Source organism: Nonomuraea ceibae (assembly GCF_019396325.1).
Classification (GTDB): Bacteria; Actinomycetota; Actinomycetes; order Streptosporangiales; family Streptosporangiaceae; genus Nonomuraea; species Nonomuraea ceibae.
Window position 1 is genome coordinate 1 of the sequence record NZ_JAHKRO010000070.1, and the last position, 14,119, is coordinate 14,119.

The following is a 14,119-nucleotide window of genomic DNA, read 5'->3' on the forward strand; positions in this document are numbered from 1 at the left end:
GGGGGGGGCCGCGGCGGCCGCCGTCGCGGCCGTCACCCTGTACGGGACGACGGCGACACCGGCGTTCGCGGTGGACAAGCAGGCCGACGGGACCGTCGAGGTGTGGATCAACGAGTTCCGCGACCCCGGCGACCTGGAGGCCGAGCTCGCCGCGGCCGGGGTCAAGGCCGTCGTGGACTACCTGCCCGCCGGCCAGACGTGCAAGGAGCCCAGGGGCGCGCACCCCGCGCCGGGCGGCCGGCTGGAGACGACGATCGGCAGCGAGCGGGGCGGCATCTCCTTCTCGGTCACCGCCGGCCAGATCAAGGACGGGCAGACGCTCGTGCTCGCGGCCGGCGTCGACCGGGACGACCCGGGCAAGCCGCCCACCTCGATGTCGCTGACCGTCGTGGACGGTGAGGTCGCGCCGTGCGAGCCGGTGGCCATGCCGGAGCCCACCGCCCCGGCCCTGCCGGGCGAGCAGGGGGTCCGCTCCGGCACCGGAGGCGAGGACGACGGTCCGAGCCTGAACAGCGTGACCGAGTGACCCCCCGGACCGGCGGCCCCGCGCGGGGCCGCCCCCCCGGGGGCCCCCGGGCCCGCCGTTAGGCTGGACCCTCGCTGGAGGTGATCCGCATGTCCCCTGTCGACCACCCCTGGGAGCCGATCCCGGTGTCCGAGGTCGCCCGGCTCTTCGCCGGCCTGGACGCGCCCTGGTGGATCGGCGGCGGCCACGCCATCGAACTCGCCGTCGGACGCGCCTTCCGCGAGCACGGCGACGTGGACGTCGGCGTGCTGCGGCGCGACCACCTCACCGTACGGCGGCTCCTGTCCGGCTGGGACTGCTGGGCGGCCGACCCCGCCGGCTCCCTGCGCCCCTGGCCCGTGGACGAGACGCTGCCCGCCCGGGTGCACGACATCTGGGTACGCGAGGCGACCGGCGGGCCGTGGCGGCTCCAGCTCATGCTGGACGAGTCCGACGGCGACGACTGGGTCTACCGGCGCGCCCCCGGCATCCGGCGGCCCCTCGACACCGTCGTCGTCCGCGACGCCGGGCCGCCCCGGCTGGCGCCCGAGATCCAGCTCCTCTACAAGGCCAAGCACCGCCGCCCCAAGGACGACGCCGACTTCGCCCACCTGGCGCCCCTGCTCACCGGCGAACAGCGGTCCTGGCTGGCCGCGGCCCTCACCGAGGAGTTGGGGGATCATCCCTGGCTGGAGAAACTGCCACCCCGGTAGAACGATCCTCCTCCCGTATCGGGAGCACCTTTCACGTATCTGGAAACTCGCCTGACCAGAGCGTTGCCGAATGCGTACTCTTCGTGATCGGTGACGGCACATGGGTGCCGAGCTAACGTAGAAAGGTGCCAGAGGTGAGCTTGTACCTGCCCGAGGACATGAAGCACCGCGTCGCCGAGGCGGCGCGGGCGCACGGCCTGTCCGAGGAGGACTACATGCGCGACGCGATCGCGCGCGTGCTCAGCGACGAGATCGTCGTCGAGCGACGGCAGCGGGTGAGTCTGCCGGTCTTCGAGGTCGGCGACGAGCCGGTCACGGCCGAGCGGCTCGACGACATCCTCGCCGAGGGCTACGGAAGGGACGGGCTCGACTGATGCTCGTCCTCGACACCAGCGGCCTGCTGGCCGCCATCGACCCCAGGCAGCCCCAGCACAAGGAGGCCCGGGAGGTGCTCCGGACCGAGACGGGGCCGGTCCTGCTGTCCCCCTACGTGCTCGCGGAGACCGACTACATGATCCTCAAGCTCGCCGGCGTGCGCCGGGAGCTGGAGTTTCTCCGAAGCGTCAGCACCGGCGACTACGAGATGGTCAACATGTCGACGCTCGACGTGCGGCGGGCGGTCGACATCGCCGAGCGCTACGCCGACATGGAGATCGGGCTCACCGACGCGTCCGTGGCGCTGATCGCCGCACGGCACAGCACCACCCGGGTGCTGACGTTGGATCAGCGGCATTTCCGGGCGATGAAGCCGCTGTGGGGTGACTGCTTCACCGTGTTGCCCGCAGACCTGAACTAGGGCCGGCGCAGTTCGCCGCCAGGGACCTGCCGCCCCCGGAGGCCGTCCTCCGGGTGTCAGCGGACGATCGGGGCGCCGTGGAGCGTGGCGCCGGCGGCGTCGAGCTCGGCGAGCGCCGCCTGGGTGGTCTGGCGGGCGACCCCGGCCGTCAGGTCGAGCAGGACGCGCACGGCGAGGCCGTGCTTGACGGCGTCGAGGGCGGTGGCGCGGACGCAGTGGTCGGTGGCGATGCCGACCACGTCGACGTCGTGGACGCCGTGCTCGGCCAGCCAGTCGGCGAGCGGGACGCCGTCGCCGCTGGTGCCCTCGAAGCCGCTGTAGGCGGCGGCGTGGGCGCCCTTGCTGAAGACCTCCTCGACGGCCGCGACGTCGAAGGCGGGGTGGAAGTCGGCGCCGGGGGTGCCGGCGACGCAGTGGGCGGGCCAGGAGGCGACGAAGTCGGGCGCGGCCGAGAAGTGGTCACCCGGGTCGACGTGGTAGTCGCGGGTGGCCACGACGTGGTCGTAGCCGTGCTCGGCGACGTGGCGGGTGATGGCGGCGGCCACCTCGGAGCCGCCCGCGACGGGCAGGCTGCCTCCCTCGCAGAAGTCGTTCTGCACGTCCACGATGATCAGCGCGGTTCCCATACGGCTCACGATACGTCAGGCGAACTCGGTGGGGATGGCCGCGTACCCCCTGCCCAGGTGGAGGGCGTCCTGCGGCAGGCGGGCGACGGCGTCGGCGTGCCTGGCGCGGGCCTCGTCGAGCGGTTCGCGGCCGACGACCCGGCCGTCGCGCACCAGCTCGTGCATCAGCGGGATGCCGCCCTCGGGGACGAGGCCGGAGGTGGTGACGAGCTCGGTCTCGTAGTGGCCGGTGTCGTCGAGCAGCCGGTAGGCCTCCTTGCGCCCGCCGCGTGACGGCTTGCCGACCGAGCGTTTGGCCACGGGCTCCAGCTTGCCGGTGGCCGTCTCGCGGGCCACGAGCTTGTAGACCAGGGCGGCGGTGGGCACGCCGGAGCCGGTGACCAGGGAGGTGCCGACGCCGTAGCCGTCGACGGGCGCGGCGGCCAGCGCGGCGATGGCGTACTCGTCCAGGTCGGAGGTGACCAGGATGCGGGTGTCGAAGGCACCGAGCGCGTCGAGCTGCTCGCGGACCTCCTGGGCGGCGGCGGCCAGGTCGCCGGAGTCGATGCGGACGGCGCCGAGCTTGGGTCCGGCCAGCTCGACGGCGGTGCGGACGGCTTCGGCCACGTCGTAGGTGTCGACGAGCAGCGTGGTCTCGGGCCCGAGTGAGGCGATCTGGGTCTCGAACGCCTGCCGTTCGGAGTCGTGCAGCAGGGTGAAGGCGTGCGCGGCCGTGCCCGCGGTCGGCACCCCGTACACGTGCCCGGCCATGAGGTTGGAGGTGGAGGCGAAGCCGGCCAGGTAGGCGGCGCGGGCGGCGGCGACGGCGGCGCGCTCGTGGGTGCGGCGCGAGCCCATCTCGATGAGCGGCCGTTTGCCGGCGGCGACGCTCATGCGGGAGGCGGCCGAGGCGATGGCGCAGTCGTGGTTCAGAACGGACAGGATCACGGTCTCCAGCAGCACGGCCTCGGCGAACGTGCCCTCGACGACCATGATGGGGGAGGCCGGGAAGTACAGGTCGCCCTCGCGGTAGCCGTAGACGTCGCCGGAGAAGCGGTAGTCGGCCAGGAAGTCGAGGGTGGGCTGGTCGACCACGTGGTTGTCGCGCAGGAAGGCGAGCTCCTCCTCGCCGAAGCGGAAGCGTTCGAGCTCGTCGAGGACGCGTCCGGTGCCGGCCACGACGCCGTAGCGGCGCCCGCCGGGCAGGTGGCGGGCGAACACCTCGAAGACCGCCCGCCGGTGCGCGGCGCCGCTCCGCAAGGCCGCCTGGAGCATCGTCAGCTCATAGTGATCCGTCAGCAACGCGGTGCTCATGCTCATCCTCACGAGTCGAAGACTACGGCTCACATAGGGCAGACTGCTGGATGTGGGTAGCACCTCTCCAACCACCGTCGAGCGCCCGGCAACGGACGTCCGGCCCGATCTGCCATGGGTCACGATCGTCTGGAACGACCCGGTCAACCTGATGTCGTACGTGACGTACGTCTTCCAGACCGTGTTCGGTTACCCCAAGGCCAAGGCCGAGAAGCTGATGATGGACGTCCACCAGAAGGGCAAGGCCGTGGTGTCCAGCGGCACCCGCGAGGAGATGGAACGCGACGTGCAGATCCTGCACTCCTATGGCCTGTGGGCCACCGTCCAGCCGGACTCGGCCACGTGAGCTCCGGGTTCTCCGCCGGCCGGGGCGGCAAGGTGGTCACCACGTTCGAGGCGGGCGAGGTGGCGCTGCTGCGCTCGCTGGTGTCGATGGTGCTGGGCCTGGTGGCGCCGGGCGAGACGAGCGACGACCCGCTGGAGCGGGCGCTGGGCATCGGCGGGGGAGTGGCGCCGTCCGATCCGGTGCTGGCGCGGCTGTTCCCGTCGGCGTACGAGGACGCGCAGGACGCGTCGGAGTTCCGCCGCTACACCGAGGCGACGTTGCGCGACGGCAAGCGGGCCGACGCGCAGACGCTGCTCGACACGGCCGAGCCGGGGCGCGGCGAGCTGACGCCCGAGCAGGCGCAGGCGTGGCTGCGGGCGCTCAACGACGTGCGGCTGACGCTCGGCACCAAGCTGGGCGTGACGGAGGAGATCCACGAGGAGATCGAGAAGATGTCCGAGGACGATCCCCGCTATCCGGCGTTCGTCACCTATGACTGGCTGACCTACCTCCAGGACAGCCTGGTGCGCGCGCTCTGGTAACTTCCGCAGCATGCTGACGATCTCGCAGGAACTGGTTGACAAGATCGTTGCCCACGCCAGGGCCGACCACCCCGACGAGGCGTGCGGCGTGATCGCGGGGCGCAACGGGGTGCCGGAGCGGTTCATCCCAATGGAGAACGCCGAGCGTTCGCCCACCTTCTACCGGTTCGACTCGATGGAGCAGTTCCGCGTGTGGCGGGAGATGGACGACCGCGACGAGGAGCCCGTCGTCATCTACCACTCCCACACCGCGACGGAGGCCTACCCGTCGCGCACCGACGTCTCCTATGCCTCCGAGCCGAACGCCCACTACGTTCTGGTCTCCACGCGGGACGAGGACCAGGTGGAGTTCCGCTCGTACCGGATCCTCGACGGAGAGATTTCCGAGGAAGAGGTAAGGTTCATCCCATGATGGTCAGGCCGGTGCAGAGTTTCCTCTTCGCGCACACCCCTGCCGTTGTCGTCTACGACTGTCGCTGAGCCGGAATTCGCCAGCCAGCATTCGGCGTTGCCGCCGATGGGACGACCCTGATCCGAGGAGACTGACAGCGATGGCCATCGAGGTTCGCATTCCGACCATCCTGCGTAACTACACCGACGGCGCCAAGGCCGTCGACGCCGAGGGCGCCACCCTCGACGACCTGATCACCAACCTGGAATCCCGCCACCCGGGCATCAAGGACCGGCTGGTGGACGAGTCCGGCCTGCGCCGGTTCGTCAACGTCTACCTCAACGACGAGGACGTGCGCTTCCTCGGCGGTCTCGGCACCCCGCTGTCCGACGGCGACACGGTGACCGTGCTGCCGGCCGTCGCCGGCGGGTGACATGCGCTTCGACTCGCTGATCGACTCGGTGGGCCGCACCCCGCTGGTCGGCCTGCCCCGGCTGTCGCCGAGCGCTGACGTGCGGGTGTGGGCCAAGCTGGAGGACCGCAACCCGACCGGTTCGATCAAGGACCGGCCGGCGCTGTGGATGGTGCAGCAGGCGGAGAAGGACGGCCTCCTCACCCCCGGCTGCACGATCCTGGAGCCCACCAGCGGCAACACCGGCATCTCGCTGGCGATGGCCGCCAAGCTCAAGGGCTACAAGCTGATCTGCGTCATGCCGGAGAACACCTCCGAGGAGCGCCGCCAGCTCCTGCGCATGTGGGGTGCGGAGATCATCTCCTCGCCCGCGGCGGGCGGCTCCAACGAGGCGGTGCGGGTGGCCAAGGGCCTGGCGGCGGAGCATCCCGACTGGGTGATGCTCTACCAGTACGGCAACCCGGCCAACTGGCGCTCCCACTACGAGACGACCGGGCCGGAGATCCTGGCGGACCTGCCGTCCGTCACGCACTTCGTGGCCGGGCTCGGCACGACCGGCACCCTCATGGGCGTCGGCCGCTTCCTGCGCGAGCGGGTGCCGGACGTGCGGATCGTGGCCGCCGAGCCGCGCTACGGCGAGCTCGTCTACGGGCTGCGCAACGTGGACGAGGGCTTCATCCCTGAGCTGTACGACGAGTCCGTGTTGACCACGCGCTTCTCGGTGGGGTCGGCCGACGCGCTGCGCCGCACCCGCGAGCTGTTGGCGTCGGAGGGCATTTTCGCCGGCGTGTCCACCGGGGCCGCCCTGCACGCCGCGCTGGGCATGGCGCGCAAGGCCGTCAAGGAGGGCGCGCGGGCCGACATCGTGTTCGTGGTCGCCGACGGCGGCTGGAAGTACCTGTCCACGGGCGCGTACGAAGGCACGCTGGACGAGGCCGAGCAGCGGCTCGAAGGCCAGCTCTGGGCCTGAGACGCAAAGAGGGAGGGGCGGCCCGGCCGGGCCGCCCCTCCCTCTTTGTCGTGTGATGTCAGTTGAACAGGACCCGCAGCGAGAACGACACGTCGGTGTCGGTCTGCTTGCCGCTGAGCCCCACCGCGCGCAGCACCTGCAGGTTGGCCTTCTCCTCGCCCTGAAGGTTGTTCAGGTAGAGCTTCTCGACCTTGTCCAGGTCGACGAACAGGCCGAACGTGGCCTGGTCCGCCTCCGGGATCGCGGTCTGGAAGGTCTCGCTGTCGCCGAGCGCGCCGTCCTCGGCGAGCTTCTTGGCGTAGGCGTCGTCGGTGGCCACCGTGAGGACGCCGTCACCGGCGACCTTGGCGATCTTCACCTGCTGACCCTGCGCGGTGAGCGCCCCCTGGACCTTGTCCAGGATGGCCTGCGCCTTGGCGGCGTCGGTGGCGACCCGGACACCGGCCTTGTACTGCTGCGACTCCAGGCCCTCGCCGTCGAGCGCGATGGTGAGGTTCTGGCCCAGCACGGTCGCCAGGTCGCCGGGCAGGTCGAGCCCGAACTGGGACTTGGCCTGCTGGACGAACTGCTGGAACTGGGCGCCGCTGGACGTCTTGGCCGTCGACTTCTCGATCTCGCCCCACTTGTTCGTGATGAGGCTGTCGAGGCCGGACATCGAGAACGCGCCCACGGTGCTGTCGGGCAGCGCGGCCAGGGAGGTGCCGGTCAGGTCCTCGCCGTTGGTGAGGTTCTGGCCGCCGCGCACCGCGCCCGCCAGCTCGACGTAGGAGCCGTCGAAGCGCAGCGCGCCCGCGAACCTGGCGGTCTTGATCTGCTCCATCAGCAGCTTCTGGTCGGGCGTCAGCGTGTCCTTCGACAGCTCGGCCAGCTTGCCCAGGTGCCCCCAGAAGGACAGCACGCCCTGCTCGCCGATCGCGTTCAGGTCGTCGCTGAAGTCGGCGTTGTCGGCCAGGCTGCCTGCTTCGGCGCCGTACTTGTCGGCGAGCTGCTGGTTGGCCGTCAGGAGCGCGTAGTCCTCGCGGAAGGCGATGCCGTACTCGGACTTGCCCATCATCTTGGCGATGCCCGCCCTGGCCGCCTCCTCGTCCTTGACCTGGACGGCCACGGCGAAGTCGGGGTCCTCGCCGCCGGAGGGCAGGATGCCGACGCCGACGCGGCTGCCGAGCCACGGGTCGACGTCCTTGGCCCAGTCGACGTCCTTCAGGCCCTCGGGGCTGTCCTTCTTCAGCGCGTCGAACAGCGCCTGGCGCGGGTCCTCGCCCTGGAAGGAGTCCTTGGTGACGGTGAACTTCCGGCCGATCTCGAACAGCGCGAGCTTCTGGTTCGCCGCCGGGTCCAGGTCGAGGCGGACGTAGGCGATCGAGGCCGCGGGCAGCACGTCGTGCGGCTGCGTCCCGCCGCCGCCGATCGCGCCCACGGCCCACACGGCGCCGCCGCCGAGCAGGATCACGGCCAGCGCGGCCGCGATGGCGATGAACAGGTTCTTGCGGCCCTTGGCGGGCGGGTCGGCGGGGGTCTGGCCGAGCATCTCGGGGCCCTGGCCGGACCAGCCTCCGCCACCGCCCTGGCCGGGCTGCTGGCCGTACTGGCCGTAACCCTGCTGCTCGTAGCCCTGCTGGCCGTAACCGGGCTGCTGGCCGCCGTAGCCCTGCTGGGCGTACGGGTCCTGCGGCTGGCCGTAGGACGGCTGCTGGCCATAGCCCTGCTGCTGCTGGCCGTAGCCCTGGGACTGGGGCTGCTGGCCGTAGGGCTGCTGCTGCCCGTAGCCGGGCTGCTGACCGTGAGTCCCCTGCTGGCCGTAGCCCTGCTGGGCGTACGGGTCCTGCGGCTGGCCGTACTGCGGCTGCTGGTACGGCTGCTGTGGCGGGTATGGCTGGCCGTGTGCCTGAGGAGGCTCAGGCTGCTGCTCGTTCCAGCGGTACGCCGTGGTCCGGTCAGGATCCTGGCCAGGTGGGGGATTATTCGCAGACATCACTCAACTCACAGTGTGGACTTATGACCACGTAGAAGTTAGCTGATGTTGCTATACAGCCGCTTGCAATGTGCTGAAGTAGGCCGTTATGCCCTGTTCAGTTGGCGGCGCAGCGCGTTGATGTGGACCTCGCCGTCGCCGTACTCCTCGACCTGGGACCAGGGCACGAACGTGCAGCCGGCGTAGACCACGCGGCCCACCGCGCGCGAGAGCCAGGAGGCGCGGCCGTGCCGGTCGCGCGTGAGCCGGAGCAGCACCGGGCCCCGGCGGGCCGAGACCATGAGCCCGTAGACCGTGCTCGCCTGCTGCAACTCTCCCCGGTTGCGCACCACGCGGATGTCCACGACGTGACCGACCCACACCCCGTTGGCGTCCCAGACGGACTGACCGATGAGTTCGGTGACATTAGCCATGATCGAACTTTCGCAGCCTTGTCGCGTTTTCGCAGGTAGGCGCGCTGATGGACGGATGCCGTAGAGTATGGCCTACTAGAATATAGTTCCATTTTGAGGGCAGGGGCTGATGACCAAGTTCGACGAGGCCACGCAGGCGATCCGCATCGACGAGACCACCTACGACGTCTGCCTCGACCCGGGATACTCCATCGGCGGGCCGCTCAACGGCGGCTACCTCATGGCCGTGGTGCTGCGCGCCGTGGTGGACGACTCGCCGTTCGAGCACCCGGTGAGCACCACCTCGCAGTTCCACCGGTCCCCGGCGCCGGGGCCCGCGCAGGTCCGCGTCGAGCGGCTCAAGGCCGGCCGGACCGCCGCGTTCACCCGGGCCACGCTCGTCCAGGACGGCGTGCCGCAGATCGAGAGCCTGGTCACCACGGCCACGCTCACCGGCGCCGACCCGATCTACAGTGACAAACCCGGACACGTCATGCCTCCGCTTGAGGAGTGCGTCAAGCTGCCCAATCCCAAGCCCGAGTCCAACATGACGCTCAACGCCCAGGTGGAGCTGAGCTTCGACCCGCCCACCATCGCCTGGCTGAACGGCGGCCCCACCGGCAGGCCCGAGTCGCGCGCCTACTTCCGCATGGCCGAGCCGCAGGAACCCGACCCGTTCGTGCTCGCGCTGGCCGTCGACGCGCTGCCGCCCGTGGTGTTCAGCGCCGGGCTGCGCGGCTGGGCCCCCACCGTGGACCTCACCTGGCACCTGCGCGCGCTGCCCGCCCCCGGCCTGCTCACGCTGATCGGCGGCGGCCGCCTCATCTCCGACGGCTGGTTCGACGAGGAGGTCGAGGTGTGGGACTCGGCCGGCCGCCTGGTCGCCCAGTCACGCCAGCTCGCCCGCGTCGGCCGAGGATGACACACCCGGTGTGAGCATTCTTACGCGGTGAAGACGCCGCAGGTCGCCTACCCTCGAAGCGTGCCGGACGCGAGTATTGGGATCTTCGACAGCGGGGTCGGCGGCCTGACGGTCGCCCGGGCGATCATCGACCAGCTGCCTCACGAGTCCATCACCTACGTGGCCGACACGGCCCGCCAGCCTTACGGGCCCAAGCCGCTCGCCGAGGTGCGCGCGTACGCCCTGGAGGTGATGGACCACCTCGTCGAGCACGACGTCAAGATGCTCGTCATCGCCTGCAACAGCGCCAGCGCCGCGGTCCTGCGCGACGCCCGCGAACGCTACGACGTGCCCGTCGTCGAGGTGATCCAGCCCGCCACCCGCCGCGCCGTCCGCGCCACCCGCACCGGCAGGGTCGGGGTCATCGCCACCCGCGCCACCATCGACTCGATGGCCTACCACGACGCCTTCACCGCGGCGCCCGACGTGCTGCTCACCGGCGTGGCCGCCCCGCGCCTGGTCGAGTACGTCGAGCGCGGCGAGACCATGAGCCAGGAGCTCATCGACGTGGTCCGCGGCTACCTGGAGCCGATCCAGGCCGCCGGGTGCGACACGCTCATCCTCGGCTGCACCCACTACCCGCTCCTCACCGGCGCGATCTCCTACGTCGCCGGCGACGGCGTCACGCTCGTGTCCAGCGCCGACGAGACGGCCAAGGACGTCTACCGCATCCTGCACGACCGCGGCCTGGCGGCCGGGAGCGAGGCCACCCCCCGGCACCGCTTCCGCGCGACCGGTGACTCGCTGCTCTTCGCCCGGCTCGGGCGCCGCTTCCTGGGCCCGGAGATCGACGCGGTCGAAGTCGCACCAGTGGGGGGTACCACCTACGAGGGAGGCCCACATGAAGGTGACCATAGTCGGCTGCTCGGGAAGCTTTCCCGGCCCTGACAGCCCCGCGTCCTGCTATCTCATCGAGGACGAGGGCTTCAGGCTGCTGCTCGACTTCGGCAGCGGGGCGCTGGGCGCGCTGCAGCGCCACATCGGCCTGTACGACGTCGACGCGATCTGCCTGACGCACCTGCACGCCGACCACTGCCTCGACCTGTGCCCGTACCACGTCGTGCGCACCTACGGCCCGGCCGCGCCCTACCCCCGGGTGCCCGTGCACGCGCCGGCCGACGCGCCACGCCGGCTGGCCGCCGCCTACGGCATGCCCGAGGAGCCCGGCCTGGAGTCCAGCTACGACTTCTCGCCGCTCGCGCCCGGCAGCTTCGAGGTCGGCCCGTTCCGGGTGACCGCCGCCCGCGTCGCCCACCCCGTCGAGGCGTACGGGTTCCGCGTGGAGAGCGGCGGCGGCAGCGTCGCCTACTCCGGCGACACCGGCGAGTGCGACGAGGTCGTCAAGCTGGCCGCCGACGCCGACCTGATGCTCTGCGAGGCGTCCCTGCTCGACGCCCCCGACCTGCCCGAGGGCCTGCACATGTCCGGCCGCCAGGCCGCCGAGCACGCCGCCAGGGCCGGAGCCGGCCGGCTCGTGCTCACCCACCTGGTGCCCTGGAACGACGAGGCCACCGTGCTCGACGACGCCGCCCGCGGCGGCTTCGGCGGGCCCGTCGAGCTGGCCCGCAGCGGAGCCTGCTACGACCTGAGCTGAGGCTCGGAGAAGTCGCGCATCCGCACCAGCGGGGAGAACACCAGCGGCAGGAACGACACCAGCCTGCCCGCCATGAACACCCACAACGCCTCGCGCACGCCGATCTGCTGCGCCACGATGCCGCCCAGCAGCGCGCCGAGCGGCATCGTGCCCCACACGACGAACCTGACCGTCGCGTTGACCCGGCCCAGCAGATGCTCCGGCGCGACGGTCTGGCGGTAGGTCAGCTCGCCCACGTTGTAGAGGATCGCGCCCAGCGACAGCGCGACCGAGGTGATCGCGAAGAACGAGGCCCGCCAGTCGGCCTCCGTCATCGGCAGCAGCAGGCCGAACGGCGAGGTGACGGCCAGGGCCAGCCACGACACCCGGGCCGTCCCGTACCTCCTGAACAGCGGCCCGCCGATCAGCCCGCCGATCAGCCCGCCCACGGCGCCCGACATGAGCAGCGCGCCGACCAGGCCGGGCGGCAGCAGCACCACGTCCGCCAGGAACAGCACCGACAGGCCGAGCACCGCGCTCAGGCACAGGTTCGTCAGCGCGGTGGTCGTCATGAACGTGCGCAGCAGCCGGTCACGCCAGGCGAACGCGAACCCCTCCCGGATGCCGGACAGCATGCCCCGGTCGGCGGTGCTCGCCGGAGGGTGGTCGGGAGTCCTGATCGTGCCCAGGAAGAGCACCGAGGAGAGCGAGGCCGCCGCCGTGGCGAGCAGCGTGAGCGGCGCGCCGAGCAGCTGCACGAGCACGCCGCCGAGGCCGGGACCGGCCAGCGCGCCGCCGGAGCGGACCACTTCGAGCTTGGCGTTGCCGTCGGCCAGCCGGTCCTTCGTCACCAGCTCAGGCAGGTAGCTCAGGTCGGAGACGTCGTTGAACACCCCGGCCACGCTCACCAGCAGCGCCACCACGCACAGCATCGCCATCGACAGCAGGCCCAGCGCGCTCGCCGCCGGGATGCTCGCCAGCAGCAGGCACCTGGCCAGGTCGGCGGCCATCATCACGCGGCGCTTCCGCATCCGGTCGACCCACACCCCCGCGGGCAGGCCGATCAGCAGGAAGGCCGCGCTCTGTAACGCCGACAGGACTCCCAAGGAGAGAGGGGAGGCGTGCAACGTCAGCACGGCGACCAGAGGGAGCGCCACACGCGAGATATTGGCGCCCATTTCGTTGGCGACGTGCGAGCTCAAGAAGCGGAGAAAGTCAGGGCTACGCAACACCCCCGTTGTCATTGCGTCAGGATCCCTGTGTCGGACACCGTCGGTCAAGAGCGTGGTGGCGCGGAGATAGGGTGATCTGCATGTCTCGACAGGATGGCCGCAATTCTGACCAGCTCCGTTCCATCAACATCACAAGACGGTGGCTTTCTCACGCCGAGGGTTCGGTGCTGGTGGAGTTCGGCGGCACGCGGGTCCTCTGCGCCGCCTCCGTCCAGGACAGCGTGCCCCGGTGGCGGCGAGGCAGCGGGCAGGGCTGGGTGACCGCCGAGTACGCGATGCTGCCGCGCGCCACCAACACCCGCAACGACCGCGAGTCGGTCCGCGGCAAGATCGGCGGGCGCACCCACGAGATCTCCCGGCTCATCGGCCGCTCGCTGCGCGCCTGCGTCGACTACAAGGCGCTCGGCGAGAACTCCATCGTGCTCGACTGCGACGTGCTCCAGGCCGACGGCGGCACCCGCACCGCCGCCATCACCGGCGCGTACGTGGCGCTCGCCGACGCCGTCGCGTGGATGCGCGAGCGCAAGATGTGCCCCGGCGACCCGCTGATCGGCTCCGTCTCCGCCGTCTCCGTCGGCGTGGTCGGCTCGGTGCCGATGCTCGACCTCTGCTACGTCGAGGACGTCGCCGCCGAGACCGACATGAACGTCGTCATGACCGGCGAGGGCAGCTTCGTCGAGGTGCAGGGCACCGCCGAGGGCGCGCCGTTCGACCGGGCCGTGCTCGACCAGCTCCTCGACCTGGCCGTGGCCGGCTGCGAGGAGCTGACCCTGATCCAGCAGGAGGCGCTGAGCTCATGAAGATCGTTCTCGCCACGCGCAACCCGGGGAAGATCGCCGAGCTGCGCCGCATCCTGGCCGGCTTCGACATCGTCGGGCTGGAGGAGTTCCCCTCGATCGGCGACGTCGCCGAGACCGGCGTCACGTTCGAGGAGAACGCCCTGCTCAAGGCGCACGCCGTGGCCCAGGCCGCCGGGCTGCCCGCCGTCGCCGACGACTCCGGCCTCTGCGTCGACGTGCTCAACGGCATGCCCGGCGTGCTGTCCGCCCGCTGGGCCGGCCGCCACGGCGACGACGAGGCCAACCTGCGGCTGCTGCTCGCCCAGGTGTCCGACGTGCCCGCCGACAAGCTGACCGCGCACTTCGCCTGCGTGGCCGCGCTCGCGCTGCCGTCGGGGGAGTGGCGGGTCGCCGAGGGCACGCTGCCCGGCCGCCTCGTCACCACGCCCCGGGGCACCAACGGGTTCGGCTACGACCCGATCCTCGTGCCCGACGGCGACACGCGCACCACCGCCGAGCTGTCACCCGAGGAGAAGGACGCCATCAGCCACCGGGGCCGCGCCTTCCGCGCCCTCGCGCCGATCGTCCGCGAACTGCTCTCGGCGTAACCACCGCGTAAGAACCCTCGGCCGCCGGG

19 protein-coding genes are annotated in these 14,119 nt (G+C 71.1%); 14 read left to right on the plus strand and 5 right to left on the minus strand.

Translation table 11 applies throughout. The features are described from left to right. The 4 genes from KME80_RS32600 to KME80_RS32615 form a co-directional block, all read left to right on the plus strand. Window positions 1–526 (plus strand): hypothetical protein (locus KME80_RS32600; RefSeq protein ID WP_219510367.1); only part of this gene is annotated, 526 nt, incomplete at its 5' end. An 89-nt stretch (window positions 527–615) separates the two neighbouring features. Further along, window positions 616–1,218, plus strand: a complete 603-nt coding sequence (locus KME80_RS32605) for a nucleotidyltransferase domain-containing protein (RefSeq protein ID WP_219510369.1) — start codon at window positions 616–618, stop codon at window positions 1,216–1,218. 134 nt (window positions 1,219–1,352) lie between these two features. Continuing rightward, on the plus strand, window positions 1,353–1,592 hold the full coding sequence (locus tag KME80_RS32610) for a CBS domain-containing protein (RefSeq protein WP_219510371.1): 240 nt from the start codon (window positions 1,353–1,355) through the stop codon (window positions 1,590–1,592). Then, window positions 1,592–2,014, plus strand: a complete 423-nt coding sequence (locus KME80_RS32615; RefSeq protein ID WP_219510372.1) for a type II toxin-antitoxin system VapC family toxin — start codon at window positions 1,592–1,594, stop codon at window positions 2,012–2,014. Before KME80_RS32610 ends, KME80_RS32615 begins: the two co-directional genes overlap by 1 nt. 56 nt (window positions 2,015–2,070) lie before the next feature. Here the strand turns inward: KME80_RS32615 and KME80_RS32620 are convergent, their stop codons facing one another. Beyond that, window positions 2,071–2,640, minus strand: coding sequence for an isochorismatase family protein (locus tag KME80_RS32620; protein ID WP_219510373.1), 570 nt, complete (start codon window positions 2,638–2,640; stop codon window positions 2,071–2,073). 15 nt (window positions 2,641–2,655) lie between these two features. Next, on the minus strand, window positions 2,656–3,939 hold the full coding sequence (locus KME80_RS32625; RefSeq protein ID WP_219510374.1) for a nicotinate phosphoribosyltransferase: 1,284 nt from the start codon (window positions 3,937–3,939) through the stop codon (window positions 2,656–2,658). 46 nt (window positions 3,940–3,985) lie between these two features. Between KME80_RS32625 and clpS the strand changes: the two genes are divergently transcribed. From clpS to KME80_RS32650, 5 genes are all read left to right on the plus strand, one after another. Then, window positions 3,986–4,279 (plus strand): ATP-dependent Clp protease adapter ClpS, encoded by a 294-nt coding sequence (clpS, locus tag KME80_RS32630; protein ID WP_219510375.1) that lies wholly within the window; start codon window positions 3,986–3,988, stop codon window positions 4,277–4,279. Then, the gene (locus KME80_RS32635; RefSeq protein ID WP_219510376.1) at window positions 4,276–4,800 is read left to right on the plus strand and encodes a DUF2017 domain-containing protein; all 525 of its coding nucleotides are present in this window, start codon (window positions 4,276–4,278) and stop codon (window positions 4,798–4,800) included. Before clpS ends, KME80_RS32635 begins: the two co-directional genes overlap by 4 nt. A 10-nt stretch (window positions 4,801–4,810) precedes the next feature. After that, a complete protein-coding gene (locus tag KME80_RS32640) occupies window positions 4,811–5,212 on the plus strand; it encodes a M67 family metallopeptidase (RefSeq protein ID WP_219510377.1) in 402 nt (133 codons plus the stop codon). Between the two features lie 139 nt (window positions 5,213–5,351). After that, window positions 5,352–5,624, plus strand: coding sequence for a MoaD/ThiS family protein (locus tag KME80_RS32645; protein WP_219510378.1), 273 nt, complete (start codon window positions 5,352–5,354; stop codon window positions 5,622–5,624). Window position 5,625: 1 nt separating this feature from the next. Next, a complete protein-coding gene (locus tag KME80_RS32650; protein ID WP_219510380.1) occupies window positions 5,626–6,573 on the plus strand; it encodes a PLP-dependent cysteine synthase family protein in 948 nt (315 codons plus the stop codon). A gap of 58 nt (window positions 6,574–6,631) precedes the next feature. On the opposite strand, the gene KME80_RS32655 is transcribed toward KME80_RS32650, so the two are convergent. Both KME80_RS32655 and KME80_RS32660 read right to left on the minus strand, forming a co-directional pair. Continuing rightward, complete coding sequence (locus KME80_RS32655; protein ID WP_219510382.1) at window positions 6,632–8,545, minus strand: DUF3352 domain-containing protein; 1,914 nt, start codon at window positions 8,543–8,545, stop codon at window positions 6,632–6,634. An 86-nt stretch (window positions 8,546–8,631) separates the two neighbouring features. After that, window positions 8,632–8,958 (minus strand): hypothetical protein, encoded by a 327-nt coding sequence (locus KME80_RS32660; protein ID WP_219510383.1) that lies wholly within the window; start codon window positions 8,956–8,958, stop codon window positions 8,632–8,634. A gap of 109 nt (window positions 8,959–9,067) precedes the next feature. Here KME80_RS32660 and KME80_RS32665 point away from each other — a divergent pair, with 109 nt between their 5' ends. From KME80_RS32665 to KME80_RS32675, 3 genes are read left to right on the plus strand one after another with little or no spacing between them, the layout of a single operon-like run. Continuing rightward, window positions 9,068–9,859 (plus strand): thioesterase family protein, encoded by a 792-nt coding sequence (locus tag KME80_RS32665; protein ID WP_219510384.1) that lies wholly within the window; start codon window positions 9,068–9,070, stop codon window positions 9,857–9,859. A 27-nt stretch (window positions 9,860–9,886) separates the two neighbouring features. After that, window positions 9,887–10,786 carry a glutamate racemase gene (gene murI / locus KME80_RS32670; RefSeq protein ID WP_372455404.1) on the plus strand — a complete coding sequence of 300 codons (900 nt, stop codon included), beginning with the start codon at window positions 9,887–9,889 and terminating at the stop codon, window positions 10,784–10,786. Then, on the plus strand, window positions 10,740–11,492 hold the full coding sequence (locus KME80_RS32675; RefSeq protein WP_219510385.1) for an MBL fold metallo-hydrolase: 753 nt from the start codon (window positions 10,740–10,742) through the stop codon (window positions 11,490–11,492). Before murI ends, KME80_RS32675 begins: the two co-directional genes overlap by 47 nt. On the opposite strand, the gene KME80_RS32680 is transcribed toward KME80_RS32675, so the two are convergent. Further along, window positions 11,477–12,715 (minus strand): MFS transporter, encoded by a 1,239-nt coding sequence (locus tag KME80_RS32680; protein WP_281427275.1) that lies wholly within the window; start codon window positions 12,713–12,715, stop codon window positions 11,477–11,479. The two genes, KME80_RS32675 and KME80_RS32680, sit on opposite strands and share 16 nt — an antisense overlap. A gap of 68 nt (window positions 12,716–12,783) precedes the next feature. On the opposite strand from KME80_RS32680, the gene rph reads away from it, so the two are divergent. Then, window positions 12,784–13,503: a ribonuclease PH gene (rph, locus tag KME80_RS32685; RefSeq protein ID WP_219510387.1), complete on the plus strand. Its 720-nt coding sequence runs from the start codon at window positions 12,784–12,786 to the stop codon at window positions 13,501–13,503. Then, entirely contained in the window at window positions 13,500–14,090 is a 591-nt protein-coding gene (rdgB, locus tag KME80_RS32690) for an RdgB/HAM1 family non-canonical purine NTP pyrophosphatase (protein ID WP_219510388.1), read from the plus strand. Before rph ends, rdgB begins: the two co-directional genes overlap by 4 nt. The last annotated feature ends 29 nt before the right edge of the window (window positions 14,091–14,119 follow it).

What these genes read in the sequence shown, in the direction of transcription:
- KME80_RS32605 (WP_219510369.1), top strand. Translation starts at nt 616, where the DNA reads ATGTCCCCTGTCGACCACCCCTGGGAGCCGATCCCGGTGTCCGAGGTC.
- KME80_RS32615 (WP_219510372.1), top strand. Translation starts at nt 1,592, where the DNA reads ATGCTCGTCCTCGACACCAGCGGCCTGCTGGCCGCCATCGACCCCAGG.
- KME80_RS32620 (WP_219510373.1), bottom strand. Translation starts at nt 2,640, where the DNA reads ATGGGAACCGCGCTGATCATCGTGGACGTGCAGAACGACTTCTGCGAG.
- KME80_RS32625 (WP_219510374.1), bottom strand. Translation starts at nt 3,939, where the DNA reads ATGAGCATGAGCACCGCGTTGCTGACGGATCACTATGAGCTGACGATG.
- KME80_RS32640 (WP_219510377.1), top strand. Translation starts at nt 4,811, where the DNA reads ATGCTGACGATCTCGCAGGAACTGGTTGACAAGATCGTTGCCCACGCC.
- KME80_RS32645 (WP_219510378.1), top strand. Translation starts at nt 5,352, where the DNA reads ATGGCCATCGAGGTTCGCATTCCGACCATCCTGCGTAACTACACCGAC.
- KME80_RS32650 (WP_219510380.1), top strand. Translation starts at nt 5,626, where the DNA reads ATGCGCTTCGACTCGCTGATCGACTCGGTGGGCCGCACCCCGCTGGTC.
- KME80_RS32655 (WP_219510382.1), bottom strand. Translation starts at nt 8,545, where the DNA reads ATGTCTGCGAATAATCCCCCACCTGGCCAGGATCCTGACCGGACCACG.
- KME80_RS32660 (WP_219510383.1), bottom strand. Translation starts at nt 8,958, where the DNA reads ATGGCTAATGTCACCGAACTCATCGGTCAGTCCGTCTGGGACGCCAAC.
- KME80_RS32665 (WP_219510384.1), top strand. Translation starts at nt 9,068, where the DNA reads ATGACCAAGTTCGACGAGGCCACGCAGGCGATCCGCATCGACGAGACC.
- KME80_RS32675 (WP_219510385.1), top strand. Translation starts at nt 10,740, where the DNA reads ATGAAGGTGACCATAGTCGGCTGCTCGGGAAGCTTTCCCGGCCCTGAC.
- KME80_RS32680 (WP_281427275.1), bottom strand. Translation starts at nt 12,715, where the DNA reads ATGACAACGGGGGTGTTGCGTAGCCCTGACTTTCTCCGCTTCTTGAGC.
- rph (WP_219510387.1), top strand. Translation starts at nt 12,784, where the DNA reads ATGTCTCGACAGGATGGCCGCAATTCTGACCAGCTCCGTTCCATCAAC.
- rdgB (WP_219510388.1), top strand. Translation starts at nt 13,500, where the DNA reads ATGAAGATCGTTCTCGCCACGCGCAACCCGGGGAAGATCGCCGAGCTG.